Raw genomic sequence first — 26,038 nt, 5'->3', positions numbered from 1 at the left:
TATTTTGATGTCAAAAATGAAAGAAAGCTCCAAGGAATAACCTTGAAGCTTTCTGAAAAGTATTCATCCTATACTCATTTAAGAGCTTCTTTTAATTCTTTTCCGGGTTTGAACGCAGGAACTTTTGAAGCTGGAATCGTCATTTCTTCACCAGTTTGGGGATTACGCCCGGTACGAGCTGCACGTTCACGTACTTCAAATGTGCCGAATCCAATCAATTGAATTTTTTCTTCATTAGCAAGTGTATTAGAAATCTTTTCAAACAATGCATCTACAGCTTTTTTAGTATCTTGTTTCGTTAGTTCTGATTTTGTTGCAACTGCATCGATTAATTCAGCTTTTTTCATATGTAAATACCTCATTTCTTACTGCATATATAGTATGTATATGTAGAACATATCACAGTCTTTATAAAATGTTCAAACATAAGCACTCATTTGATGATTTTCTCCTATTTTCAAATGGATATAACCTTTACATCAGAATATTTATTATTTATTCAGTCTAGATGACCTGTAATTAAGAAGGATTTTTACTTGTACTATGCTAAAACCTATTAATCCCCCAATAATAGCTGGAACAATCCACCCTAGTCCTAATTTGTACATAGGGAGAACTCTAATAAAGAAACTATTAATAGATGAAATGTGAATACCACCCGTATTTAATCCATCAAATAGACTAATAATAAATGTCAAAAGTAAGCTCCCTTGATAAACTTCAGTTTTTCCTTTAAATAAAGGATGAAAAAAAGTTAAGAATATCAATACAATAGCTAATGGATAAATAGCTGTCAATAGAGGTATAGAAATAGCAATTAACTGCGTTAACCCGATGTTAGCAACGATTGCACTAAAACCACATAGACTAATAGCAAGTATTTTATAAGGTACCTTTGGAAATAGTTTATGAAAGAATGAAGAACAAGAAGCAACAAGTCCTACACTAGTTGTTAAACAAGCTACAGTAATCATTAATCCTAATAATATTCCACCGTAAGCTCCAAAATAATAATTCGAGACTTTTACCAAAACAGTACCTCCGTTATCTAAGTGTCCAAGTTTTTCTACACTTGAAGCACCCATGTAAGAAAGAGCCGTATAAATGGTTATTAGGATAATCGCAGCAATTCCTGTTGCTTTTGCACAAATAGTCATAATGTGTTTTTTTGTTTTTGCGCCTTTTTCTTTAATAGCATTAATAATAATAATTCCAAAAACAAAAGCTGCAAGAGCATCCATTGTTAAATAACCTTCCTGAAATCCCTTGAAAAATGAGTGAATTTTATAGTTCTTCGTAGGTGCCTGGAAATCCCCAATCGGATGAATAAAAGCCATCACTACAAGCATTCCAATAAATGTTAACTTAATAGGTGTTAGGAATTTTCCGATAATATTGATAGTTTTAACAGGATTTAGTGAGAAAAAGCATGTGATGCTAAAAAAGATGATGGTGAAAATAAATAAAGGTATGTGGTCTAGATCTTCCGCCAAAAAAGGTTTGACGCCTATCTCAAAAGAAACGGTTCCTGCTCTTGGTATGGAAAATAAAGGACCAATCGCTAAATAAAGTACGGTTGTAAACACAAGAGCAAACACAGGGTGTACGCGACTCGCTAGTGACTGTACATCATCTTTCCCCGAAAAACCAAATGCTAACACACCAAGTAACGGTAAACCAACTCCGGTTACTAAAAATCCGGCATTAGCTGACCAAATATTTATTCCTGCTAATTGACCAAGCATTGGTGGGAAAATTAAATTCCCTGCCCCGAAGAATAGAGCAAATAACATTAAACCAATAACTACTATAAATGAAAATGGCACTTTATCCGACATATAAAACCTCCATAAAATAACAACTTTCACTATTGTTATATAAATGAAACAAGAGACCGAAAGAATGTACAGTGTTTTTTAGAAAACTTTTCGGCCTTTTCATGTTTTGACTTCTCGTGGCATTACGATAGATAGGAATTCGACTCTTCCTATAGCCCTCGAACATATGAGAAAAGAGAAAAAAGATGCCCTAGGCATCTAATAAGACAAGTAAAATATCTAAATAACATCGTCAAAAGAAGCTTTTGCTGTTGTAAGCAAATTCCCTTTTGGAAGAGTTTCTTCTATTCTAAATTATGTTCATGAGATGGGATGGACTTAAATCTTAAAATCTTTACATTTTGAATGAACACTCTTTCTTTTGTAGATATATCCAATTTAGCTAACCTTACAATTTCATCTGGATCATTAATGGATTGCATGACTATGGAATTATTAATTATTTTATTATTTTTTAATATAGAATAGTCTACCGTAAAGGTTTTTAACTTTCCTACCTTATTTTTCAACATAACATCTATCTCCATATACTTATAAAATACTTGTATTAGAAACCAATTTTTATACAGCTTTTTCTTTATCTAATTGAGATTTTATTGTTCTCTCCCTTAATCTCATTTCTTCATTTACTTTGGTGGCTTCCTTGAGGTATTCTGTTTTAAATCCACTCTTTACAGCCCAAACATAAAAAACAAGAGACAAACATGTAATGATAAGCATGTCCCAACCGTATCGAATAACATTTATTCCACCAAACTTTTCACTTCCTAAATATGAAATAACCATCATACATAATAAGTAAGTAACCATCCAAAGTCCAGCTAGGAAGTTCTTCTGGAACCCCTTCCATTTCAACTTTGCTTGATAATAAAAGTAAATAGGAAGACCCATCATAATAATGAATAACACCTGTCCTGTAAGTGGCCACCTCGCCCAGTACAGAGTTAATGACGCAAATATAAAACCTAATGGCGCAATAATACTTAATCCCTTTAGATGTAATGGTCTGTACAACTCTTTCCCCGTTCTTCTTAACGTCATGGCTGTAACAGGCCCGGTAATATAAGAGATTAATGTCGCAACTGAAATAATTTCAGCTAATACACCCCAACCTCTGAATAGAAATAAGAAAATGAATGATACGGCTAAATTGAAAAACATTGCTTGACGTGGCACACCATAAATAGGGTGCAATTTCCCTAAAACACCAGGTAAATATTTATTCTTTTCCATACCGTATATCATACGAGATGTGGTAGCAGTATAGGTTATTCCTGTTCCAGAAGGAGAAACAAATGCATCAGCGTACAATACAATAACAAGCCAGTTAATACTTAAAGCAATAGCCAAATCAGCAAATGGAGAGTTGAAATTAAGGTGACTCCATCCATGAACAACCATAGAAGGGTCAACTGCTCCAATAAACGCAACCTGTAATAAGATATAAATAACGGTAGCAATTAGAATCGATCCTACTACAGCTAATGGAATAGAACGCCCAGGATTCTTTGCTTCTCCAGCCATATTAATAGGGCTTTGAAAACCATTAAATGCAAATACAATACCGGACGTTGCTACCGCCGTTAGTACGCTTGCCCAACCATTTGGCGCGATGCCTTCTCCAGACGTAAAATTTCCACTATGAAAACCGGCAAATAAAAGTGATCCAATTGTTAAGCCAGGAATCACTATCTTAAAGATTGTGATGAGTGAATTTGCTTTGGAAAAGAGACTTACTGTCCAATAATTTAGTAAGAAATAAATAAGTAATAAAACAGAAGCAATGCCTAATCCAGGTAAAGTAAGCGTGCCATTTTTCACTAAACTACTTGTCCACTTTGCCCATTCCCAGGGCCAAGAACTCATGTATTGTACAGAGGCAACAGCTTCAACTGGGATAACAGATACAATAGCAATCCAGTTTGCCCAAGCAGCAATAAATCCAAGAAACGATCCGTGAGAGTATTGTGTATATTTAACCATACCTCCTGCTTCCGGAAACATAGATCCAAGCTCGCTGTAAGAAAGTCCAATAAATAAAATAACAATCATACCGATAATCCAGGAAATAATAGCAGCAGGTCCAGCAATTTGAGCTGCTCTCCATGCCCCGAATAGCCAACCTGAACCAATGATTGAACCTAGTCCAACCATTGTTAAAGAAAAAGTTCCCATCCTACGCTGTAAATGATTCATTTTTTTAACCTCTCTCATATAAGTTGTAGTAATTATAGCAAGACTATTACATCCTCCGAAGTCCCTTTCTTTGTAAGGGAAGGATTATAGTAGATATCGTAGTCTGCTTAGCTTCAAAAGGAGTTGATACATCAGCGTAACTTGAAGAGATAGTGACACTCCTTTAAGTCATTAATAAGGATACAATGAGAGCAATTTTTTTCTGTAGTTAGTTTATAAATATCTTCAATCCATTGAAGTAGAATTAAGAAAAGATAAACTATTATTAAACGCTTTCATTTTTCCCCAGCGAAATCGTATCTTTAATTTATAATAGGAACTATATAATCATACAGAAAACGACAAAAATTATAAATTTTCTAAATTATTTTTTTGTGAATGATTCGATAAGTAAGAAGTGCGTATCCTCCATTATTTATATATAGAAACATTTAATGTTATCATATATGGATTTAAATACTTTTTTACATATAAATAATTTAATGGATATTATTGGCTGATTTTATGTAGATTTTTGTTTAATTCTGTAGTTTGTATCATAAAATGAGGCTTAATAAATCTTTGTTATTAGTTTAAATTCATATATTACTTTTATTAAAAGAAAATAAACAAGAAAAAGATAATTTAAATTAGGAGTGAGAAAATGAAAAAAATAGGGCTGATTAAAGGTCTGGGTAAATTTGGACGTGTCACATTCCCTAGTGAACTACGACGAACCTTAGGGATAAAAGGCAGTGAGAGTTATGTGGAGATGTCTATAGAAAATGAAGCAATAATTATCGAAAAATGTGGTGAAAGTAAACCCTGTGCTATCACTGGTAAGGTAAGTGATAAAAATAAAGTATATATAGGTAATATCGTGCTAAGCTCAGAAGGAGAAAAGATTTTATTACAACAATTAATTGATATAGAAAAAACGATTGAGTGACCATTCTTTCATAATGTCATTACTGATATTACATTTGGTATAACCGATATACACCAATTAATTTCTGTGTTCGTAGCCACCATTTTACACCAGGTTCCAGAGTGCATGGCAATCATGACTGTTCTTTCTGTAGCAAAAGTACCTCAATTATCCTTTTTACTAATTGTAGCCTTCTTATCTTTATCCTTAGGTGGGAGTTTATTAATTGGAGAAAGCGTACAAGCCTCCTCACTTAAATTACAAGCTTTATCGACTGGGGGGACCGATCGGTACATTGTCCTTGGTTATCTTTCATAAAGTAATAGGCCAGGCTGTAACTCATTTTAGACTTCTACATGTATGGATGCTTATAGGTTTAGGAGTATTAATTATTTACGTTTATCAGTATTCACTTTCACTATTTCATGGTCATTAAAGGGATTTTATTATTAGTTGTTTTAAAAACGACAAGAATGATGGATATACCTTGTAGGTCAAACTTTTCCTTACTATTATAGGATTAGTTGCATAAAAAGTCTTTAGTCGTATTAATCATGCTAATAGTAAGCATAGTTTCTACAGCCTGTTCAAGTTCAAATACAAGCGAAGAAACAGCTAGTAATGAGGTTTTACCTGAATTTTTGAAGGATAAACCAGAAGAGGTGCAAACCATTTACGCGAATGCTGCCCAAAATAAAGAGCTACTAGAGAATATTCGATACTACTGTGGCTGTGGTGAATCGACAGGGGATAAAAATAACTATGATTGCTTTATCCATGAGAATAAAAGAGATGGAAAGGTAGTATGGGATGACCATGGAACAAAATGTGGTGTTTGTCTCGAAATAGCAGCTCAATCCGTTCCTGATTTGGAATCTGGCAAATCAATTAAACAAATTCGTCAATCAATTGATGAAAAATATAAAAGTGGTTATGCAAAACCAACACCAACTCCTGAAGTTTAAGGTCAAGTATAGGCTTTTAGCTTACATGTAATTAAAAAGATATCAAAAGATTGCTTAAAACAAATAGGACCTTGAGAAGAGTAAGTTATATATCTTGCTCTTCTCAAGGTCTTTTTTATTAATACATAAAAATTACTTTTCTACAGCTACCATTGTTTTTTCTTTACTTGTTGTTTTGAGTATAGAGAGCGACATGATTATAAATGAAGCCACACCTATCATTCCTAGAACAAATAAATAGCTTTCAATATCATGCCCTCCAAAGTAGAAGATATTACGTAGACCTTCTACACTATATTTAAAAGGAACCCATGAATAAAACCAATCTTGAGTTACTCTAGGTAGAAACTCTGGAGGTAAATTTAATACCGGAATTGAGAAGAGAAAAAGTAAGATGAATAATGGAACTCCTACTAATCCTAACCAATTTAAAATAGCATTTTGAAGTAAATAAAACATAAATGCAGTAAAGAGTAAAAATAAGAATGTTGTCTGGAAGTCAGATATATTAACGTTTAATACATTATCGGTAAATAAAAGGACTGTAGAAGCAATGGCGGTTGCAAATAGTAGTCCTGCAACTAATTGAGCTAAAACAGATCGGATACTTATACGGCCATTTGTAACCTTCTTCATAATAACAAAATGAATAACAGAACTAATAATGACTGCGATCCATATTATTTGTGTAAATAATACAGGGGCATTTCCATTGGCTGTATGATCTCCAACTTCGTTAACTGTTTCATTCTTCACAAGTAAAGGGCTGCTCAAAAGTTTCGCTTGCGAAGGAGTAATAGTAGCTTTATTAGTCTCTAACTGAGTAAAAACAGTATCCTGAATTTGACCATTTATTTTAGAAAGCAATTGATCGATAACCTGCTTTGTTGTATTAGCAGCCGTGTAATGCATTCCTTGATTAATAATTACCTCTACTTCTGGCTTTTGAGGTGAAGGAGATTGAAGTGACAAAATTTGTTGAGACATATTCTCTGGAATCACAATCGTTGCATAGTATTTCTTTTCATTCATTGCACTGATAGCATCTTCTCTTGTGTCAATCACTGACCATTTAAAGGGAATATCTTTATTATCTAGTAACGCTTCTTTATATTGCTCTCCAGCATTTAGTTTTGTGTTATTAGGCAGTTTAGCACCTTTATCATTTACCACCAATGCAACAGGCAAGTCCTTCGGAGTGGGATTAACAATTGATCCTATGAAAGCAATACTAAAAATCATAACGACAATGATAATTCCTAGTAAGCTCCCCCAAAATCTTTTTTGTGAAAAAAAACTCTTAAATACGCACACGTAATCTCCCTCCTGAACATCTTGTTTTCATTGACAGGGCGTTGCATAAGAAACGCCTTGTTATATACAATGTAATTATATTCCTTATTCTCACATACTCAATAATCAATATTGCGCTATTTGTTATATATACAACACATGAGTCCTGAGTGTTAATTAAAAATGAAATCATAGACAGGTGATGAGAAAATGTTAAAGAAAACAGATTTGCGTGTTATTCGAACACGAAAAATGATTAAAGAATCGTTTATTGATTTAATTCAAGAGAAAGGCTATGAATCTATTACCATTAGGGATATTGCAGACAATGCATTAATTAACAGGGCTACCTTTTATCTTCACTATGTAGATAAGCAAGATTTGGTGGATAAACTAATTGACGAAGTTTTTGAGGAACTAACAGATATTATTAACCCTTGTATATACATTCAAAAGAAAAGGGTGAAAATATCACAGTTTCAATCAATGATTGAAGCTATATTCACAAATATTTTCCACCATGCTACTTTTTATCAAATTATGTTAAGTGAAAAAGGGGTACATGGATTTAATCGCAAAATGCAAGGGGTTATTCTAGAGAAATTCAGAAAAGAATTCGCCACAATAAATTTACAAGAACAAAAATTTTCAACTCCTCCAGAATTATTAATACATTTCATTTCTTCAGCATTGATTGGTACTGTAGAATGGTGGGTTAATAATGATTTAGTCTACTCTCCTAAACATATGGCAGTGCAGTTAGTTAGCTTAATTACAATTGGTCCATTACAGTCTTCAGGTTTTGAAATTGAAGCATAAGATAAAATTCAACTTGTAAAGAGTTCCAAACTTACTTCAATAAGCAATTTTAAAAACAGCAGCTTCACCTAGGCTTTTATAAAAAATGGGATTATATCTAGGATAACTTCCAGAAAAGATCTTGAATGCAGATAGATATAATCCCTCACACTATCATCCTCATCTTTTACTTTCATTTCCAAATGTAAATTTCATTCTTTTTTTAAAAATTTTTTGTACCATTCTTATTTGGTAAAAATGGTAGCGCTGTCATATGTTTTAACATTCAAAAAACCGTTTGAGTGTTATAGAAACATATTATACATAGTGAATATCTCACTTCTAAATAAAGATTCATCAGCTCTAAAAAAACATCTAAACTTTCTTATATCTTATAGTCCTCTTATCTTTTATAAAAATTCCTAAAAATACTTGCTGAAATGAGCCTCACTTTGATTTTATTAATATAATTTCAAGCATAATATTGTACTTATCCTAGTGGATAAATAGCCTTTATTTCACCTCCTAAAAGTCTTGTAAAATAGTTATTAAATTATTCTTAAATTTCAAGTAAAGTGATTGACAACCCAAAATATTGTTTGTAGAATCCATTTGTAGCTACACTTTTTACAAATAGAGGTAATTATAGGTTAATTTTCTTCTATTCCAGTGTAGTAAAATATTACCATTACGAAAAAGAGGTGGAAAAGTCATCCGATGATTGAATAATTTTTTATTATTTTAAAGTAGTTTGTTTTACTCTTTATGATAGTTACTTATATTTAAACAATGAGGGGAGAAATATAAGATGTCAGACGATACTTTATATAAAAAATCATACTTAAATAGATTAGGTGAATTAAAGGAAAGATCGCCAAAAGTTGCAGCAAAATTTATGCAGTTTGAACATGAAGTCTTTAATACGGGTACGATTCCTCCTAAAACAAAAGAGTTGATCGCTATTGCTGTGGCTCATACAACAGGATGTCCATATTGCATTGAAGCTCATGTAGCTAAGTATAAAAAACTAGGTGGAACTATGGATGAGATTTTAGAAGCCGTGACTGTAGCAGCTGCACTTAAAGCTGGGGCTGCAATTAGTCATAGTGTAAATGCCATTAATGCCTTTGAAAGAGAGTAGAACTTTTGATTTTAGAACACTAAAAAGAGGTGTAAATCGCATGGAAAAGTTGATAGACAATCCTACTATTCCAAGTAGTAATTATTCTTCAATGATAGACTTGTTATCACATAAAGCGATAATACATCCTGAAAAAGTAGTCTACACATTTTTATCTAATGATAACCAAGATGAAACTAATATTACCTATCAAGAACTTCATATGTATGCTAAGCAAATCGCTGCTTACCTACAACATTTAGGTTTAGAAGGGCAACGAGCTCTTTTAATGTATCCATCGGGGATAGACTATATTAAAGCCTTTCTAGGATGTATCTATGCGAATGTAATACCCGTACCTGTGTACCCTCCCGGGTTAAGTCGAAATATGGAACGTTTAAAAGCAATTATGGATGATGCAGCTACTAATATCATTTTGACAACTACTCAACTGCATTCAAAAATAAGTTTTCATTTCTCAGATGAACTTTCAAATATGAATCTAAAGTGGATTCCGATTGACGATATATCTCATGATTATCAGGATCAGTGGTCACAACCAAAGGTAGATAAAGAATCTTTAGCTTTTTTACAATATACTTCAGGATCTACATCTTCTCCTAAAGGAGTAATGGTCACTCACGGTAATATTTTGCATAATGAAGCCATGATTAAAGCAGCTTGTCAGCATAACGAGGATACAGTCATGCTCGGATGGCTACCAATGTATCATGATATGGGGTTAATAGGTAACATTCTACAGCCACTATATCTTGGAGCTAAATGTGTATTTATGTCGCCAATGGATTTTTTACAAAAACCTTTTCGATGGCTAAGTGCTATTTCAAAGTACAAAGCAACTATTAGTGGTGGACCCAATTTTGCTTATGACTTATGTCTAAAAAAGATTACAGATGAACAAAAGATGCAGCTTGATTTGAGTAGTTGGGAAGTTGCTTTTAATGGGGCTGAACCCGTCCGTTATGAAACTATTCAAAAGTTCGCACAGGCTTTTAAAGATTGTGGTTTTAAACTAAATCAATTTTTTCCGTGCTACGGTATGGCTGAGGCAACTTTATTTATAACAGGTAATGAAAAATTAACAAAGCCTGTCTCCAAAGGCTTTTGCAAAGAAAGTCTTCTAGAAAATAAAGCTATAGAGCGACCTATAAATTCTGAAGATTCAGTTAAATTAGTTGGTTGCGGTATGACTTGGCTTGATCAGAAGGTAGAAATTGTTAATATTGATTCCTTATCCAAGTGTGCATCAAATGAAATAGGTGAAATTTGGGTTAAAGGAGACAGTATAGCAAAAGGATATTTTGGTCGGGAACAAGAAACAAATTATGCGTTTAATAATACAGTGAAAGACACAAACGAAAATGGCTTTTTAAGAACTGGTGATTTAGGGTTCTTTCATGAAGGCCAGCTTTTTGTAACAGGTAGACTAAAAGATATCATTGTATTGAGAGGGAAAAACCATTACCCACAAGATATTGAATTAACTGTGGAAAAAGCAGATCAAGCTATTATTTCAGGAGCCAGCGCTGCGTTTTCTGTCGATATTAATGGGGAAGAAAAGTTGATTATAGTTGCTGAAATTGAACGTAAATATAGGTCTAGACCACACAAAGAAAGAGAATTAAAAGGTTATTTAGACAATGTTTTAAGGAACATCCGTCAACAAGTAATGGAGGAACATGAAGTTCAGCCATACGCTATTTACCTTTTAAAGACTAGCAGTATACCAAAAACATCTAGTGGGAAAATTCAAAGACGTGCTTGTAAAAATGCGTATTTAAATAATGGCTTAGAGGTTTGGCATAGTTAATATTATTCTTCTCCCTCTGCTCTTAATAAATTCATCCTACTAAGCATAAGGTAATTACTATTGTTGAAGGAGGGATGTTAGATGGAGAATTCATATAATACGATTGTAGTTGGTGCTGGGCAGGCAGGACTAGCTATGGGCTATTATTTAAAACAAAAATCTATTTCATTTTTAATAATAGATTCTAGTAGTAGAGTGGGGGACTCTTGGCGTCATCGTTACGATTCTTTAACCTTGTTTACACCTAGATCTCATAGTGCTCTACCGGGAATGAATGTAGAAGGGTCACCACATGGTTACCCTAACAAAGATGAGATTGCGGATTATTTGGAAAACTACAGTCGTCATTATGATCTTCCAGTCCAACTGAATACATCAGTTATTAATCTATTTAAAGAAAATAAGAAGTTTCACCTCGTTACTAGTAAAGGAAATTATATAGCGAAAAATATAATTATTGCTACAGGTCCTTTTCAAAAACCTTTTGTACCAGATATTGAGAAAGATGTTTCTAAGGACATTTTTCAAATTCATGCAGCTAATTATAAAAATCCAACTCAATTAAAGGAAGGAACGACTTTAGTAGTAGGTGCTGGTAATTCAGGGGTGCAGATTGCAACGGAGTTAGCTGAAAGCAGAGAAGTTTATCTATCTGTAGGTAAACGAATGAAATTCCTACCTTATACATTACTAAATAGGAGTATTTTTTGGTGGTTCCAAGTGCTTGGAGTATCAAAAGCAACTATCCATTCAAAATTGGGGCAGTTTATGAAAAAAAATGATCCAATTATAGGGAAAGAGTTAAAACCACTACTAAGTAGAGGTGCTGTTAAAAAGGTTTCAAAAGTTTCAAAGGCAGACGGTAAGAGTATAATTTGTCAAAATGGCGAGAAGGTCCAACCAGAGAACATCATCTGGGCCACTGGTTACCACAATGATTACGAATGGATTGAAGTCACTAATATAATTGATAAAAACAATAATGTGATTCATGATCGAGGCATAACAAAAGAAAAGGGTCTTTATTTTCTAGGGTTATCATGGCAATACCGACGAGGTTCCGCCTTATTATTAGGGGTTGGAGAAGACGCCAAATTCTTGGCAAATCATATAACTTAATTGATATGAAAAGTTTTAGTGGGGGTCCTAACTATGGAAAACGATAAGATTTTTATGATGATAAGAGAGTCTATTTTAGTTTTTTCACCTTTAAAAGAAACGGATATTAAAATAGATAGCAATTTGTCCGGAGATTTATCACTGGATTCAACTGATCGCCTAGAACTTGTTTTAGATTTAGAGAAAAAGTTAGATATTAGTATTCCAACTGAGGACTATGGATGGTGTAAAACGATTGAGGACGTTGTGTTGTTAGTAAAACAAATACAAGCTCAGAACACTAAGGAGGCTATTAAATGAACTTATCTACTCAGTTAAAAGAACTAGGATTATCCCCATTAAATACATTAGTCGGCAGTGCTCATAACCTTTATAAAATGCCTTTTGATACAGTAAATGAATATAAAGGTAGCGTTATCGCAGATAACTTTAACTATCATTATGAAAACAACGAATTTTATCGTGATTTATGTAAGAAGAAAAACATTAGTCCTCAGGATATAAAGGGTTTTAATGATTTAGCAAAAATCCCTTTAATTCCAGTTCAAACATTTAAACAATGCGATTCTCATCTTTTTATGACATCGAAATTAAACGAAGTTGAATTCGAAATGAGAAGTACAGGGACAAGTGGTATTCCTAGTGTATCTCGTCGTGATCGTTTAACGATGGATAGTGCATTTGATAGTGTTGTAACCACCTATAGAGAGTTCTTTAAATTCTCCAGAGGGATGGGATTATTCCTTTTTCCACCAACTGAAGAAATGCCTGAAATGGGGATGGTAAAAGCACTGAACGTTTTTGCTGGTTTATTAGATGGTAGTGTTAATTTAGTAAAGAAAATAACATTCAACCCCGAAAAAGCTGTAGAAGTCTTACAAAGGTGGGATGGAAAGCATACTAGACATATAGTAGGTCCTCCATTTTTAGTATATAGATTAATTAAATATTGTATGGATCGAAATATTAAACTTAATTTAGAAAAGAATAGCTTTATTATTACGCTTGGGGGATGGAAAAGGTTCACTGGGGAAGAAATTCCACGAGCAGAATTCAATGAGCTTTGCCATGAATACTTAGGTGTTCAATCATACAATGTAAGGGATATGTATGGATTAGTAGAAGCTAATATGCTTGCAGTAGAATGCCATAAACAAGAAAAACATATTCCACCATGGGTCCACGTTTCTATGCGTAACCCACACAATGTCTTAGAAGAAGTTGAATATGGAGAAAGAGGCGTTATTGCTATTTATGATCCAACTTCTATTTCTTATCCTGGCTTCATTCTGACAGAAGATGTTGGCTATTTAAGAAAAGATACATCTTGCGAATGTGGTCGTAATGGACAGACGTTAGTATATATTTCAAGGATGCCAGGCGTAGAAGTAGGTTGTTGTGCAATTAACCTTGAAAAGTTTATCGAAGAAAAAGAAAAAGGCATGGCTATCAAAGGAGGAATTTAAAATGTTCAATGATATAATCTGTGACCATTTTATGAATCCTAGGAATATTGGTGAACTTACAGATGCGGACTATGTGATCGAAATTAGTAATCCTATTTGTGGTGATACAGTACACATGTATTTAAAGTTAAACCAAGAGGTTATCTCGGATGTGGCTTATAGAGCTTATGGATGCTCTACGTCTATTGCTACAGCAAGTATTGTTTCAGAAAAAATAGTTAGTATGTCTAAAGCTGAAATTTCGTCTATTACACGCAATGATGTTGTTGATTGGTTAGGTGAGTTAGAACCTTCACAGCTTCACTGCGTTGATATCGCTTTAAATATTCTAAATCAGTGCGTAAATCCAACAAAAAAGAAATTTGAACAGAAAGAATTTCTGGTTGAAGGGGAAGGTGCATTTTAACAATGCATACACCTATTTATTTTGACTATAATGCTACTACTCCTATTGATCCAAGAGTGTTAGAAGGTATGTTACCGTATCTTCAAAATCATTTTGGAAATCCGTCGAGTACTTATTCTATAGGGTATCGCGCTAAAGAGGCCATTGAAATAGCACGTAAAGATATAGCTAATCTTATTGGTGTTGAGGATGGTAATATATTTTTCACAAGTGGTGGATCTGAGGCAAATTCCACTATATTAAAGGGCATAGCAGCTAAAAACTCAAAGAAGAAGCATATTATTACAAGTTCAATTGAACATCCAGCTATCTTAAAAACGTGTGATTACTTAAGAAAGCATCATGGATTTCAAATTACCACAATACCTGTTAATTCGGCTGGTATTGTGGATGTTAATGATATCGAAAGAGCTATAACTAGCCAAACTGTTCTTGTTACAGTCATGATAGTAAATAATGAAATTGGGACTATACAGCCTATAAAAGAAATAGGTAACCTGTGTAAAAAGCACAATATTCATTTCCATTGCGATGCAGTGCAGGCAGTTGGGAAAATAACAGTTAATTTAAAGGAACTTCCAATTGATAGTTTATCCATGTCAGCACATAAAATTTATGGACCTAAGGGAGTAGGATGTTTATATTTACGTGAAGGTGTGAATATTCCTCCTCTTATCCTTGGAGGATCTCAAGAATTTGGTATGCGTTCTGGAACAGAAAATGTAGCAGGTATTGTCGGTTTTGGGATTGCTGCAAAAATAGTTCAAGAAGATCTATACTTAAATTTTACAAAGACAGAGTACCTACGTGACTTATTCTTAACTAATCTTCAAGCAGAAATTGAGGATTGTTTAATAAACGGAGACATACATGCTAATGTTCCCTCCACGATAAACATTCAATTTTCTGGAATTAGAGGAGAATCTTTAGCCAGTATGTTAAATGAATTAGGTATTTGTGTATCTATTGCTTCCGCATGTAGCTCTACGTCATCAAAACTTTCACATGTATTAAAAGCAATCGGAAAGACAGATGACGAGATTAGAAGCTCAATTCGTATAAGTATAGGAGTACTAACCACTGAAGATGAAATAAATCAGCTAGTTAGACATTTAAAGCATTCTGTTGTGAGATTACGTTCTTTCTCACCTAAATATCAAATACCTGTATAGGAATATTAGAGTGAAAAATAATGATTGTAAGGTAGTGAGACTATATGAATGAATTAGTATTTAAGCAGTTTAAAGTGGCAAAGGATTACTTTATAAGAAATGTAGAATCTATTTCTAAAGAAGTAGCGAATGTTCAGCCAGATGGTTTTAACAATACAATTCATTGGCATGTTGGTCATGTATTAACATTCACTGAGCAATTAATGTTTGGCTTTCCAGAAAAAACGACTTACCTTCCAGCAAACTATATCGAATTGTTTGGTAATGGTACAAAACCAGATGATTGGAAGGATAAGGTGCCTAGCTTAGACGAATTGATTATTCAGCTCAAGGATCAGTCCATTCGTCTTCAGCAAATTCCAAATGAACAATTAAAGGCAACACTTCAAAAACCATTTATGGGATTTGAAACTTTTGAAGAATTAGCAGGTTTGGCCGTATTACATGAATCCAATCATTTAGGCCATATTCAAGCAATGAAACGTGTTGTGGAATATGAAAATGTAAAAAACTAATCAATATATATACAGATGAAAAATACCTTCTAACAGTTTATATTAATAAGCTCTAAACAAAAACAAGCGTTTGTTTTCAAAGGCTTGTTTTTGTTTAGATAGTTCTGCTGCGTCTGTATAGTAAACATTCTAATTATAAGGGAGATAAGATAAATGACCATTTACAATAAACTAATTAGAGACCGCATACCCGAAATTATCCAAGAATCCGAAGGCGAGTGTGTGGTTGAAGTTTTAACAGAACAGGATTATTTAAAAGAACTTCAAAGGAAAAGTCAGGAAGAATTAAATGAGTATTTAGCAGCTTCTAACTCAAATGAGGCTATAGAAGAACTTGCAGATTTATTAGAAGTAATCTATGGATTAACAAAGTGTCATGGATTTTCCATCGAAGATTTAGAGAGAGTTAGACAACATAAAGCTGATAAAAGAGGAGTCTTTGATAAAAAATTATTTCTAGTGGAAGTTCGTAAGAATGAGTAAATTTAATTTCGTTAACGTTGTGAAACAGTATCAAATATACTGTCGGTAGAAGTATAGTTTATAGTCATTTTACACACCTTTCTAGTTATGTAATTGTATCTAATTCACTAATGTTATCCAAATAAACCTATTTAATTGATTATATTTCCATATTTAACAGTCGGCATTTATTTAATAAAATAATTTTTGACGAACCCTATAAGCATTATATAATATTTATACTTTGGGATTTTTTATGAAAGCTCACTTAAAAGGCATGCGTATTAATACGCATGCCTTTTAAGATTTCTTATTTTTATTAAACACAATTTATTATAAGTAAGTTTACGTAATTACTTATCGGTTGTTATTTAATTCTGTGTTTGAGTATAGAGGCTATACTTGTATGGATAGGTCTGCATAGTTTCTCCACATCTATTTGGTATAAATAGTGGACAGCAGTACTTAATACAATGAAAGGGTGTAGATATGAAAAAGTTACTATTTATCGTGGTATCTCTCTTAACTATGATTGCTTTGTTTGCATGTAATAAGGATTCTGAATATAAGCAGATAAAACAAGATATGGCAAACATGAACCATAATGATTCTTCAAAAGAAAAACAACAAGTCGCAGTACAAACCGATTGGAAGTTTAAACAGTCTCCTCAGACTAATACAACCAACCAGTTAACAATCAAAATCAAAGATAATAAAGGGAAGCCTATTTCCGAATTTGAGGTGAATCACGAAAAGAAAATGCATCTGATTGTTGCAAGCAAAGACTTGTCAAAATATCAACACATCCATCCTACTTATAAGGGAAAAGGTGTGTTCACAGTACCTGTTACGTTTACTCAGGGAGGATCATTTCAGTTAATTGCTGACTTTGTACCGAAAGGACAATCGGATACAGTTCAAATGCATACGGTTTCTGTTAAAGGAAATACACCAGCTCCTGTTAGCCTTACACCTGATAAGACATTGGTAAAAACTGCGAATGGGAATCAAGTGTCTCTTAAAATAGATAGCCAGCTAAAAGCGAATCAGGAAACTATGCTAAATTTTCATTTTGAAGACGCTAAAACCAAACAGCCTATTCAGGATTTACAACCATACCTTGGAGCTGTAGGACACGTTGTCATTCTAAATCAAGACGCAACAAAATATCTGCACGTACACCCGATGGATGAAAAGGTAAAAGGATCTAATGCTATGTTCCATACAACATTTCCTTCACCTGGCATCTATAAAATTTGGGGAGAGTTTCAGCGCAGTAACAAAGTCTTTATAGTTCCATTCGTAGTGGAAGTTAGTAAATAACTAAAAAAGAATCTATCTCTGTGAGTTATTCGTCAATCATTCTTTCTGTATAAACCACTTCAGATAAATTAGATCAGCCAAAATACATGTTCAGTTACCATAATGTGCCTTATCGGAAATTATTTAAGGAATTAATAAGATAAATAAAAGGCGGTTAGAAATAGTTCTTAGCTGCCTTTTATCTATTAAAAAATGCCTTTTGAATTATCATTATCCTTAAGGAAACAATAGAATATCTTTTTTAAATAGTTTATGTTTATATATTCTGTGGAAAAACTGGCAATACATATTTCTCTTTATAAACTTCTAGTTACCGAGTTTGCCCGTTTCCGTAAATAATGTATTTCGTAGTTGTTAATTCTTTCAATCCCATCGGGCCCCTAGCATGTATTTTTTGAGTACTAATACCAATCTCAGCTCCAAACCCGAACTCTTCTCCATCAGTAAAGCGAGTCGATGCATTAACATACACAGCTGATGAATTCACAAGTTTTAGAAAGTGTTGAGCATGATTATAATTGTTTGTGATAATCGCTTCTGAATGGCTTGAGCTATAGTTATTAATATGTGAAATAGCTTCATCAATATCTTCTACCACTTTAATAGCTAAGACGTAGTCTAAGAATTCTTGTTTCCAGTCCTCTTCTGTTGCCAATTTTATATTTGGACAGATTTCAGCAACCCTTTCATCTCCACGTATCTCAACATTTTCTTCAATTAATGCTTGAAAGATGATTGGCAAGAATTTCTCAGCTGTATTTTTATGTATAAGCACTTTTTCAACTGCATTGCATGCAGAAGGACGAGACGTTTTTGCATTAATAATAATGGATTTCGCCATTTCAATATTACAAGATTCATCTACATAAATGTGACAGTTACCAGTACCAGTTTCAATTACTGGTACTGTTGCATTCTTCACGACGTTCTGAATTAACCCTGAACCTCCACGAGGAATAAGCACATCTACATATTCATTAAGTTGCATTAATGATATGGCGGTTTCACGTCGAGTATCTTCAATTAGTTGAAGAGCGCCTGACGGTAAATTTGCATCAGAAATAGCTTTTGATAATATATTTACAATAGCTATATTAGAGTATATTGCTTCACTGCCACCTCGTAATATAGCTGCATTACCAGATTTTAAACACAATCCGGCTGCATCACAAGTTACATTTGGACGAGCTTCATAAATGATTCCTATAACTCCTAATGGCACGCTTTGCTGTCCAATTTGTAAACCATTTGGACGTACAGACATATTCTTTATTTCACCAATAGGATCTGGTAAAGTAGCGACTTGTCGTAAACCGTTTGCCATTTCCTCAATACGATTTTCATTTAACAATAGACGATCTAACATTGTTTTTGATGTTCCATTTTCCAAAGCATTGTTTAAATCTATTTGATTTGCCTTTAAGATATATTCCTTATATGTAAGTAAATAATCAGCCATTTTAAATAGAGCATCTTGTTTACATTTACTACTTATATTTGCTAGGATGTGGGATGCCTGTTTTGCTTGTTTTCCCTTTATCTGTAATTCAGTCAATGTGATATAGTCCCCTTTAACCAAAAATTTTTAATTTTATAATATTTATGCATGTATTCATACAAATTAAGCTTATTGTAAGAGTATATATAACTAAAATCAGTCTTACTTATTAGGATTGCTAATATAAAATTACCTATTTCCATAGGATATGAAGTAGTACATATTGGACAGGTATTAAACTCTAAAAAGAAGTTTGGATTTATTAACTTGCTTCACTCTTTGTACAGCTTTGCCTAGAAGAAAATGAATACAGATATCGTAGTTTTTAATGAATATATCACCACCTTTAGCTGTGATTTTTTGATTAGAAAAAATATAGCGTATCCAAAATCTCTTGCATACAAGTGATTTTGTAGAATCATTAGAGGCCTGGCATGTCTTCTTTCATGTATTAATTAGTACCTGCTCCTTTAATGTCACTGCGTTTAGACAAACTTGCTTCCTTTTTATATGCCTATTATTTCTTGTACTTTACAAAGATACTACCTAATTGTACAATAAAAAAAGACCGAACGGTCTTATTATTTTTGTAAACCTTTTTTAAACGGAGGCAAATAGATTTATGGTTAATCGCAAGGGAGAACAGACTAAAGCCCTAATCTTAGAAAAAGCATCAAAAATTTTTAATAGCAAAGGATATAGGGCATCTTCTATATCGGACATCATGCACGAGACTGGTCTTCGAAAAGGAGGGATTTATAACCATTTTGAAAATAAAGAGGAAATAATGCTGAGCGCTTTTTCCTTTTCCATTGACATGATGAGACATCTTTTCTCTGAAGCAATGGCAGGCAAACAAGGATGCCTGGAACGTCTTCTTTCCATTGTTTCCGTATTCGAGGAGATTGCTGAAAAGAAATTGTTTCCTGGAGGTTGCCCGATTATGAATGCTGCCATTGAGGCGGATGACGCAGACCCATTGCTTCAAGAAAAAGCCCGTGAAGCAATGGATAGCTTGCTCGGAATGGTTCGTAATCTCGTTCAGGAAGGCATAAAGAAGGGTGAGGTTAAACAAGGAGTGGATCCCGAGTTTGTGGCGACTGTGTTTATCTCCACGTTGGAGGGGGCGCTAGCACTTAGCAAACTTTACGAGAACCAAGAGTACATGAAAAGAGCTGTGCATCATCTTAGATCGTTTCTTAATCAGACCTGTTCCTAACAGTCTAAAAAAAGAAGCCAACAATGGCTTTTTTTTAGACCTAAAAAAGACCTTTCGGTCTCTTTTGTTGCCTATAATACTTAGAACGATTCTACAAAATCTGATAAGGGTTCTGTCGTAGTTGATATCCCCTGATCATCCATGAGCAAGAGGAAAGAAACTTTAAGTCTTGACCGTTCCAATAAGCTTTCCGTACAAGTTCTGTCACCCTTAGTAGAAAGTTTTACAATGGTGTACTTTGTGATGCTACTAATACAGCGATCAATATAGCCTACGCATCTACCTTCAGTGAAGGGGGCGACATTCACAACGCTAGAACTAAAAATCAATTTTACGAATTCAGTATGGAATGCACGACTTAAAATGATTGGGCAGGGCATTAAACAGAGTAGTACTGACAGGTGAGTGTTAAATTGAATGACTAAGGAGTTGAGTGCCATGAAAAAGATGACAATAAATGATCACCCTTCTGTAAAACAATATTATAAGAAAAAGGAAACTATGCAGGGAACCGAAGGCAGGCACATAGATACACAATGGTTGCGGAATTTATGTCTATATGCAGGAGTCGACGATGTTGGATTCGTCTCTATTGACCGAAACGAACTTGGGGACCAACGAGCAGAAATTTTGAATCTTTTTCCTGAAGCTAGGACGCTTATTAGTTTCGTCTGCAAAATGAACCGCGAGCCCTTGCGTTCAACGGCTCGATCCATTGCAAATACGGAATTTCATCATGTTGTCGATAACGTAACGCATATCGGACATGAAATCGTGAAAAAGCTTGAAGAACAAGGTATCAAAGCATTGAATCCGCCAGCAGGATTCCCGATGGAACAGGAAAGCACCGGAAACCCATGGGTCATTTCACATAAACCAATTGCGGTTGCGGCTGGACTCGGACAAATGGGCATCCATAGAAATGTCATTCATCCCAAGTTCGGCAACTTTATTTTGTTAGGTACAATTCTTACAAATGCAGATATGACTTCGCAAAGTCAGCCCATTGATTATAATCCGTGTTTAGAGTGTAAATTGTGCGTAGCTGCCTGTCCAGTAGGAGCCATTGGCGCTGATGGTCATTTCAATTTCTCCGCCTGTTATACGCACAACTATAGAGAATTTTCCGGTGGCTTCACCGATTGGGTGGAGAAGATTACCGACAGCAAAAATTCTAAAGCATACAAGGACAAAGTAAATGATGCAGAAACAGCATCTATGTGGCAGAGCCTTTCTTTTGGAGCTAGCTATAAAGCAGCCTACTGCTTGTCTGTTTGTCCTGCCGGAGAAGATGTAATTGGTGAGTTTCTTGAAGATCGTAAGACATTTTTGAAAGATGTGGTCAAACCACTGCAGGATAAAAGCGAAATGGTGTATGTAGTACCGAACTCCGACGCTGAGGATCATGTAAAAAAACGTTTTCCTCATAAACAAGTTCGGCCGGTGAGCAACGGTTTACGATCGAAATCAATCAAAGCGTTTTTACAAGTGCTTCCTCATATGTTTCAGAGAAATCAAGCAAAAGATTTAGCTGCTACCTATCATTTTACATTTACTGGGGAAGAAAATGCTCAAGCAACGGTTATCATTCAGAACAAGACTCTTACTGTGAAAAAGGGACATATCGGGAATCCAGATTTCCAACTTATTGCAGACAGTCAAACATGGATTCGGCTGATGGCCAAAGAAACAGGGGTGTTATCAGCAGTCATGTCAGGTAAAATTCGCACAAAAGGGCCATTAAAGCTGTTCAAGGCTTTCAGCAGGTGCTTTCCGTCATAAAAGAGGAGAAGATTTTATTAAAAAGTGGAAAATAACCTAATCATTTTGTTAGGTTCAATACATTATTTCTTTACCGATACAGTCCATAGAAAAATCTCTTAAAAAACTTCCCTCCCTGCAAAAGGGGGTAGTTTTACTAGGTTCTTATAATGTATGAAATCCATATTAACAATGTCAATATACACAACGTTAATATGGATTTTAAAAAAAGCATAAGTAAATGCAAGGAGAATTGTTGAAATGAAAAATTTATATTTATCCTTATTAAAAACAAGGAGCGTCATTATTGGTTTAATAACTGCAATTATATTTCAAATATTATTTAGCATTATCTGGATTACAGGATATGATCATGTTACTGATCGCATCGATCAATTTAAAATTATTATTGTAAATGAAGACTCTAAAATAGGGGCACAAGTAGCAAATAATTTAGAAGAAAACTTAAAATTTAAAATTACTCAGTCTTCAGTCTTAAAAAGTGCAATGGATAAGCTAGATGATCGTAAAGTTCAAATGGTAATCTATATCCCAGAAGATTTTAGTTCTACGCTTCAAAATAATGAAAAAAAGGCGAAAATTATCTACTCTTTAAACGAATCAAATCCAAGCATGTTAAAAAGTGTAATGCAAACTGTTGAGCAAAAAGTAACTAGTACGATTAATAAGGAGTCGGTAAAGTCGGGCTTACAAATTACTTTTGAGCAACTGCATGTACCTTCTAATCAAGCTATTGGATTGTCTCAAGGGCTATCAGAACGTATACATCCAGTTGTTAACAATATTAATAAAGTTTCAAATTTTTCAAGATTGATGGTCCCTATGATGTTAGTAATGGCATCCTTTACAGGTTCAATGCTATTTATCATGGAAATGAACAAAGCTGCTAAAGCTTTCAAGACTTTATACAATCGTTGGCAAAGGTTTGGTGCAAGTGCTTTTTTAATTATTACGGCTACCATCCTGATTTCTACCATTGGATCTATTATGGTTTATGTAATGGGCGTACATTCTCATCAAGGGTTTATAACAATGTGGTATTTTCAAATGATGTATGTACTAACATTTCTATTCCTAGCCCAGGTTCCATTTTTTATTGTGGGTGATGCAGGTGGATGGGTAAATATTGCTATGTTATCTATTCAACTGTTATCATCTGGTTCAACTATACCAAGGGAGTTATTGTCAAATTTTTATCAAAATGCAAGTAACTTTCTACCAGCAACTTATGCAGTGGAGGGGATCATGAAACTGGTTACCGGAGGTCCATCCATTTCTCATGAGATAATTATGCTTTGTAAAATTTTAATAGGAATTATCGTCATTACATTAATACTAGTGGCTCTACAACGGGAAAATAAAAAAGAAAAAAGTTCAAACTTAACAAACGTATAAAAATGGTTTTTATAAACTTTCAAAGACGGAAAAATATCAAAAAAAGAGGTACAAACAATCAACATCCAAGTTGAACAAATTAATTTCCAGGGTGAAAAACTTGGAGTTGTCGAACTTTCGTCAAGGATAGATACAACATGGTACTGGTAGCGCGAAGTGAGGGCAAGCTCGAGGAGCTTGCGAAGGAATATCGGGAAGGATATGGTGTGCAAGTGACGGTCTATGCCAAGGATGTCTCGTTACCTGGCGTGGCAGAAGAAATTGCCTCGGATCTTAAAAAGAAAGGGATTACTGTCGACTATCTCGTCAATAATGCGGGATTTGGTTTGTATGGGGAATTTTTAGAGACGCAGTTGGAACAAGAAATGAATATGATTGATGTCAATATCAAGGCTTTAACTATTATGACAAAGGTGTTCTTGCCAGATATGGTTAAACGATGCCGAGGGGGTGTGATGAATGTGGCTTCGGTAGGAGCTTTTTATCCGGGACCTCTAATGTCAGTTTACTTCGCGACGAAGGCGTACGTGCTTTCGTTCACCGAAGCTTTGGAGAACGAACTAAGTGGCACAGCTGTTACTGTGACAGCACTTTGTCCGGGCCCGACAGCAACCGACTTCACTAGTCGTGCAGAATTGGGATCTTCGAAGCTGTATAAAAGTGGTGTCATGAAGGTCGAGGAGGTGGCGGACGAAGCGTATCGCGATTTCTTACGCGGAAAGACGTTAATTGTTCCAGGGACTGTCCACCGTTTCATAACATCCCTGCCGAGGTTGCTACCTCGCAAGGTGATGGCTCGTTTGATTAGAGAACGTACAGCGCGAGTCGAGCAATGACCAAATGGAGGTGCTAGAAAAGCTAGCAACGTTCCTTCCTCGAATCATGTATAGAAGAGGACGGTTTATCTAGACTAGGTTATTCGATACATTCTTATTGTCAAGACAATACTACATTCAATACGTTTAGTGCATTTTACTAAGTTAAGATATCCAATATTTATAACGTAGGAGTAGGTAGAAAATTTCTCATCAATGCAATGCCAGCAATACTTGTCAGTAGAGATTTAATTGTATGTAAAAAAGAAGGTTAGAGGAGGAGTGTTTTTGATGTCACGAAGAGTTGTAGTCACAGGATATGGAGTCGTTTCACCGTTAGGAAATACGGTTCAAGCGTTCTGGGAGAATATTAAAGAAGGCAAGTCAGGTATCAAAAAAATTAAGTCTGATGACTTTAATAATATCAACACCCAAATTGCAGGTTATATTACCGACTTTGATGGAGAGCAATATCTCGATAAAAAAGAATTAGGAAAATATGACTTATTTGTACAATATGCTATTGCTGCTGCTCAACAAGCTTTAGAACAGGCGAATCTAGATTTACAAAGGTTGAATAAGGAGCGATTAGGGGTTTATATTGGTTCCGGTATTGGAGGAATTAATACTACATTAGATAATCATAAGGCTTTAATTGAAAGAGGACCAAGAAAAGTTTCTCCATTTATGGTTCCTATGATGATTAGTAATATGGCCTCAGGAATTATTTCTATAAAAACAGGTTTTAAGGGACCTAGCTTTTCACCTGTTTCTGCTTGCGCAACAGGAAATCAAGCAATTGGTGAGGCTTTTTTAAATATTCGACACGGATATTCTGATGGCATATTAGCTGGAGGGACTGAGGCTCCTATTAATCCACTGGCTTTTGCTGGGTTCTCAAGAATGAGAGCAATGTCCACTTTTAATGAATTTCCAGAAAAGGCAAGTCGCCCATTTGACAGAGGTCGTGATGGCTTTGTTATGTCTGAAGGAGCAGGTGTTCTATTCTTGGAAGAGTATGAACACGCAAGAGAACGAGGAGCAACAATTTTAGGAGAAATCGTAGGCTATGGTTCCACAACAGATGCCTATCATATAACTTCCCCTGATTATACCGGAGCCGCAAATGCCATGAGATTGGCTTTAGACATGGGGAATATAAAACCCACTGAAGTGGATTATATAAATGCACATGGGACAAGCACCCCTGAAGGAGATAAATCAGAGACTAAAGCGATTAAAAGTGTTTTTGGTGCTCATGCTTATAACTTAAAGGTAAGTTCCACGAAATCAATGACTGGACATCTTTTTGGGGCAGCTGGTGGGATTGAGGCTGTAATAACCCTCAGAAGTATTATGGAAAATATAGTTCCTCCTACCATTAATTATGAAAAATTGGACGAGGAATGTGATTTAGATTATACGCCAAATTATGCAATTAAGACAAAGATAAACTATGCTATTTCTAATGGCTTTGGCTTTGGCGGACATAATGCTGTGTTGTTATTTAAAAAGTTGTCAATATAGATAAAAATGTAGTAAAAGGACTAATTGATAGGTTAAATATTAGTTTAACGTTTAATTCTTAACTATCTCGGGATTTGTTCAAATAAAAGGAGCAGTACATTAACAATACTGCTCCTTTTGATGTAATTTATTGTCGGCGAAGTTTTTGGATTTCTTCTTTTTTAATATTAGTTAACATAAAACCTTTATCGTTAGAAACAACAAGCCTAATTTTTTAAATTAGGCTTGTTGTTTCATAATTATTTACTTCTATTACTGAGACATTGTCCACGTTTTAATGGTGAATGTTTCGTTTTCAATGACTTTGTTTGAACTAGTCCCAATGTGTAATAATGAAGACAACAAATTAAAAGGAGGAAACCAAGATGACAAAAATGGTTGCATTCATCGC

General features: G+C 34.5%; 24 protein-coding genes and 1 pseudogene. 19 read left to right on the top strand and 6 right to left on the bottom strand.

What is annotated here, in order from left to right:
- Positions 1–74: 74 nt before the first annotated feature.
- The 4 genes from AC4NPH_RS26845 to aimA all read right to left on the bottom strand — a co-directional run bounded on the left by AC4NPH_RS26845 (position 75) and on the right by aimA (position 4,034).
- A complete protein-coding gene (locus AC4NPH_RS26845) occupies positions 75–347 on the bottom strand; it encodes an HU family DNA-binding protein (protein ID WP_029325297.1) in 273 nt (90 codons plus the stop codon).
- 144 nt (positions 348–491) lie between these two features.
- Entirely contained in the window at positions 492–1,838 is a 1,347-nt protein-coding gene (brnQ, locus tag AC4NPH_RS26840; protein WP_491939279.1) for a branched-chain amino acid transport system II carrier protein, read from the bottom strand.
- Between the two features lie 284 nt (positions 1,839–2,122).
- Positions 2,123–2,350 carry a hypothetical protein gene (locus AC4NPH_RS26835; protein WP_097813550.1) on the bottom strand — a complete coding sequence of 76 codons (228 nt, stop codon included), beginning with the start codon at positions 2,348–2,350 and terminating at the stop codon, positions 2,123–2,125.
- A gap of 49 nt (positions 2,351–2,399) precedes the next feature.
- The gene (aimA, locus tag AC4NPH_RS26830; protein ID WP_029325300.1) at positions 2,400–4,034 is read right to left on the bottom strand and encodes a glutamate/serine transporter AimA; all 1,635 of its coding nucleotides are present in this window, start codon (positions 4,032–4,034) and stop codon (positions 2,400–2,402) included.
- A 643-nt stretch (positions 4,035–4,677) separates the two neighbouring features.
- On the opposite strand from aimA, the gene AC4NPH_RS26825 reads away from it, so the two are divergent.
- The 3 genes from AC4NPH_RS26825 (at position 4,678) to AC4NPH_RS26815 (ending at position 5,906) form a co-directional block, all read left to right on the top strand.
- Positions 4,678–4,962: an AbrB/MazE/SpoVT family DNA-binding domain-containing protein gene (locus tag AC4NPH_RS26825; protein ID WP_035439552.1), complete on the top strand. Its 285-nt coding sequence runs from the start codon at positions 4,678–4,680 to the stop codon at positions 4,960–4,962.
- A gap of 105 nt (positions 4,963–5,067) precedes the next feature.
- Positions 5,068–5,259, top strand: a complete 192-nt coding sequence (locus AC4NPH_RS26820) for a hypothetical protein (protein WP_240530908.1) — start codon at positions 5,068–5,070, stop codon at positions 5,257–5,259.
- A gap of 236 nt (positions 5,260–5,495) precedes the next feature.
- Complete coding sequence (locus tag AC4NPH_RS26815; RefSeq protein ID WP_098197770.1) at positions 5,496–5,906, top strand: PCYCGC motif-containing (lipo)protein; 411 nt, start codon at positions 5,496–5,498, stop codon at positions 5,904–5,906.
- A gap of 132 nt (positions 5,907–6,038) precedes the next feature.
- Here the strand turns inward: AC4NPH_RS26815 and AC4NPH_RS26810 are convergent, their stop codons facing one another.
- The gene (locus tag AC4NPH_RS26810) at positions 6,039–7,220 is read right to left on the bottom strand and encodes a YhgE/Pip domain-containing protein (RefSeq protein ID WP_098197771.1); all 1,182 of its coding nucleotides are present in this window, start codon (positions 7,218–7,220) and stop codon (positions 6,039–6,041) included.
- A gap of 189 nt (positions 7,221–7,409) precedes the next feature.
- On the opposite strand from AC4NPH_RS26810, the gene AC4NPH_RS26805 reads away from it, so the two are divergent.
- From AC4NPH_RS26805 to AC4NPH_RS26755, 11 genes are all read left to right on the top strand, one after another.
- Positions 7,410–8,018, top strand: a complete 609-nt coding sequence (locus AC4NPH_RS26805; protein WP_053488337.1) for a TetR/AcrR family transcriptional regulator — start codon at positions 7,410–7,412, stop codon at positions 8,016–8,018.
- Between the two features lie 787 nt (positions 8,019–8,805).
- Positions 8,806–9,138 carry a carboxymuconolactone decarboxylase family protein gene (locus AC4NPH_RS26800; protein WP_043980830.1) on the top strand — a complete coding sequence of 111 codons (333 nt, stop codon included), beginning with the start codon at positions 8,806–8,808 and terminating at the stop codon, positions 9,136–9,138.
- 40 nt (positions 9,139–9,178) lie between these two features.
- Positions 9,179–10,948 (top strand): fatty acyl-AMP ligase, encoded by a 1,770-nt coding sequence (locus tag AC4NPH_RS26795; RefSeq protein WP_097813553.1) that lies wholly within the window; start codon positions 9,179–9,181, stop codon positions 10,946–10,948.
- A gap of 81 nt (positions 10,949–11,029) precedes the next feature.
- Positions 11,030–12,067 carry a flavin-containing monooxygenase gene (locus AC4NPH_RS26790; RefSeq protein ID WP_335447915.1) on the top strand — a complete coding sequence of 346 codons (1,038 nt, stop codon included), beginning with the start codon at positions 11,030–11,032 and terminating at the stop codon, positions 12,065–12,067.
- Positions 12,068–12,100: 33 nt separating this feature from the next.
- Positions 12,101–12,367, top strand: coding sequence for an acyl carrier protein (locus AC4NPH_RS26785; RefSeq protein ID WP_098197774.1), 267 nt, complete (start codon positions 12,101–12,103; stop codon positions 12,365–12,367).
- Complete coding sequence (locus AC4NPH_RS26780; RefSeq protein WP_491939277.1) at positions 12,364–13,533, top strand: LuxE/PaaK family acyltransferase; 1,170 nt, start codon at positions 12,364–12,366, stop codon at positions 13,531–13,533. Before AC4NPH_RS26785 ends, AC4NPH_RS26780 begins: the two co-directional genes overlap by 4 nt.
- Before the next feature lies 1 nt (position 13,534).
- Positions 13,535–13,939 carry an iron-sulfur cluster assembly scaffold protein gene (locus AC4NPH_RS26775; protein WP_098197776.1) on the top strand — a complete coding sequence of 135 codons (405 nt, stop codon included), beginning with the start codon at positions 13,535–13,537 and terminating at the stop codon, positions 13,937–13,939.
- A 2-nt stretch (positions 13,940–13,941) separates the two neighbouring features.
- The gene (locus tag AC4NPH_RS26770; RefSeq protein ID WP_098197777.1) at positions 13,942–15,111 is read left to right on the top strand and encodes a cysteine desulfurase family protein; all 1,170 of its coding nucleotides are present in this window, start codon (positions 13,942–13,944) and stop codon (positions 15,109–15,111) included.
- A 44-nt stretch (positions 15,112–15,155) separates the two neighbouring features.
- Positions 15,156–15,626, top strand: coding sequence for a DinB family protein (locus AC4NPH_RS26765; protein WP_098792900.1), 471 nt, complete (start codon positions 15,156–15,158; stop codon positions 15,624–15,626).
- A 153-nt stretch (positions 15,627–15,779) separates the two neighbouring features.
- Positions 15,780–16,109: a nucleoside triphosphate pyrophosphohydrolase gene (locus AC4NPH_RS26760; protein WP_098197779.1), complete on the top strand. Its 330-nt coding sequence runs from the start codon at positions 15,780–15,782 to the stop codon at positions 16,107–16,109.
- A gap of 468 nt (positions 16,110–16,577) precedes the next feature.
- Positions 16,578–17,411 carry a DUF8832 domain-containing protein gene (locus AC4NPH_RS26755; RefSeq protein WP_308334444.1) on the top strand — a complete coding sequence of 278 codons (834 nt, stop codon included), beginning with the start codon at positions 16,578–16,580 and terminating at the stop codon, positions 17,409–17,411.
- A 310-nt stretch (positions 17,412–17,721) separates the two neighbouring features.
- Here the strand turns inward: AC4NPH_RS26755 and AC4NPH_RS26750 are convergent, their stop codons facing one another.
- Positions 17,722–18,966 carry a glutamate-5-semialdehyde dehydrogenase gene (locus tag AC4NPH_RS26750; RefSeq protein WP_335447418.1) on the bottom strand — a complete coding sequence of 415 codons (1,245 nt, stop codon included), beginning with the start codon at positions 18,964–18,966 and terminating at the stop codon, positions 17,722–17,724.
- Between the two features lie 565 nt (positions 18,967–19,531).
- Here AC4NPH_RS26750 and AC4NPH_RS26745 point away from each other — a divergent pair.
- From AC4NPH_RS26745 to fabF, 5 genes and pseudogenes are all read left to right on the top strand, one after another.
- A complete protein-coding gene (locus AC4NPH_RS26745) occupies positions 19,532–20,128 on the top strand; it encodes a TetR/AcrR family transcriptional regulator (RefSeq protein WP_097812952.1) in 597 nt (198 codons plus the stop codon).
- Positions 20,129–20,668: 540 nt separating this feature from the next.
- Positions 20,669–21,910: an SCP2 sterol-binding domain-containing protein gene (locus AC4NPH_RS26740; protein WP_335483234.1), complete on the top strand. Its 1,242-nt coding sequence runs from the start codon at positions 20,669–20,671 to the stop codon at positions 21,908–21,910.
- A gap of 240 nt (positions 21,911–22,150) precedes the next feature.
- Positions 22,151–23,305, top strand: a complete 1,155-nt coding sequence (locus AC4NPH_RS26735; protein WP_098197640.1) for a YhgE/Pip domain-containing protein — start codon at positions 22,151–22,153, stop codon at positions 23,303–23,305.
- Between the two features lie 119 nt (positions 23,306–23,424).
- Positions 23,425–24,141, top strand: a pseudogene (locus tag AC4NPH_RS26730) (SDR family NAD(P)-dependent oxidoreductase); the annotation flags it as partial.
- A 270-nt stretch (positions 24,142–24,411) separates the two neighbouring features.
- Positions 24,412–25,647 carry a beta-ketoacyl-ACP synthase II gene (gene fabF, locus AC4NPH_RS26725; RefSeq protein ID WP_097812948.1) on the top strand — a complete coding sequence of 412 codons (1,236 nt, stop codon included), beginning with the start codon at positions 24,412–24,414 and terminating at the stop codon, positions 25,645–25,647.
- The last annotated feature ends 391 nt before the right edge of the window (positions 25,648–26,038 follow it).

Source organism: Priestia sp. MDV22-iso46, from assembly GCF_058629175.1.
The sequence above is the reverse complement of the archived record's forward strand: the minus strand, read 5'-3'. Positions and strand labels throughout refer to the sequence as shown.

Bases quoted from the DNA above. Each gene is read 5' to 3' on its own strand.
- AC4NPH_RS26800 (WP_043980830.1), top strand. From the start codon at position 8,806: ATGTCAGACGATACTTTATATAAAAAATCATACTTAAATAGATTAGGT.
- AC4NPH_RS26835 (WP_097813550.1), bottom strand. From the start codon at position 2,350: ATGTTGAAAAATAAGGTAGGAAAGTTAAAAACCTTTACGGTAGACTAT.
- fabF (WP_097812948.1), top strand. From the start codon at position 24,412: ATGTCACGAAGAGTTGTAGTCACAGGATATGGAGTCGTTTCACCGTTA.
- AC4NPH_RS26780 (WP_491939277.1), top strand. From the start codon at position 12,364: ATGAACTTATCTACTCAGTTAAAAGAACTAGGATTATCCCCATTAAAT.
- AC4NPH_RS26790 (WP_335447915.1), top strand. From the start codon at position 11,030: ATGGAGAATTCATATAATACGATTGTAGTTGGTGCTGGGCAGGCAGGA.
- AC4NPH_RS26795 (WP_097813553.1), top strand. From the start codon at position 9,179: ATGGAAAAGTTGATAGACAATCCTACTATTCCAAGTAGTAATTATTCT.
- brnQ (WP_491939279.1), bottom strand. From the start codon at position 1,838: ATGTCGGATAAAGTGCCATTTTCATTTATAGTAGTTATTGGTTTAATG.
- AC4NPH_RS26820 (WP_240530908.1), top strand. From the start codon at position 5,068: ATGGCAATCATGACTGTTCTTTCTGTAGCAAAAGTACCTCAATTATCC.
- AC4NPH_RS26825 (WP_035439552.1), top strand. From the start codon at position 4,678: ATGAAAAAAATAGGGCTGATTAAAGGTCTGGGTAAATTTGGACGTGTC.
- AC4NPH_RS26745 (WP_097812952.1), top strand. From the start codon at position 19,532: ATGGTTAATCGCAAGGGAGAACAGACTAAAGCCCTAATCTTAGAAAAA.
- AC4NPH_RS26760 (WP_098197779.1), top strand. From the start codon at position 15,780: ATGACCATTTACAATAAACTAATTAGAGACCGCATACCCGAAATTATC.
- AC4NPH_RS26770 (WP_098197777.1), top strand. From the start codon at position 13,942: ATGCATACACCTATTTATTTTGACTATAATGCTACTACTCCTATTGAT.
- aimA (WP_029325300.1), bottom strand. From the start codon at position 4,034: ATGAATCATTTACAGCGTAGGATGGGAACTTTTTCTTTAACAATGGTT.
- AC4NPH_RS26765 (WP_098792900.1), top strand. From the start codon at position 15,156: ATGAATGAATTAGTATTTAAGCAGTTTAAAGTGGCAAAGGATTACTTT.
- AC4NPH_RS26775 (WP_098197776.1), top strand. From the start codon at position 13,535: ATGTTCAATGATATAATCTGTGACCATTTTATGAATCCTAGGAATATT.
- AC4NPH_RS26755 (WP_308334444.1), top strand. From the start codon at position 16,578: ATGAAAAAGTTACTATTTATCGTGGTATCTCTCTTAACTATGATTGCT.
- AC4NPH_RS26815 (WP_098197770.1), top strand. From the start codon at position 5,496: ATGCTAATAGTAAGCATAGTTTCTACAGCCTGTTCAAGTTCAAATACA.
- AC4NPH_RS26785 (WP_098197774.1), top strand. From the start codon at position 12,101: ATGGAAAACGATAAGATTTTTATGATGATAAGAGAGTCTATTTTAGTT.
- AC4NPH_RS26805 (WP_053488337.1), top strand. From the start codon at position 7,410: ATGTTAAAGAAAACAGATTTGCGTGTTATTCGAACACGAAAAATGATT.
- AC4NPH_RS26735 (WP_098197640.1), top strand. From the start codon at position 22,151: ATGAAAAATTTATATTTATCCTTATTAAAAACAAGGAGCGTCATTATT.
- AC4NPH_RS26845 (WP_029325297.1), bottom strand. From the start codon at position 347: ATGAAAAAAGCTGAATTAATCGATGCAGTTGCAACAAAATCAGAACTA.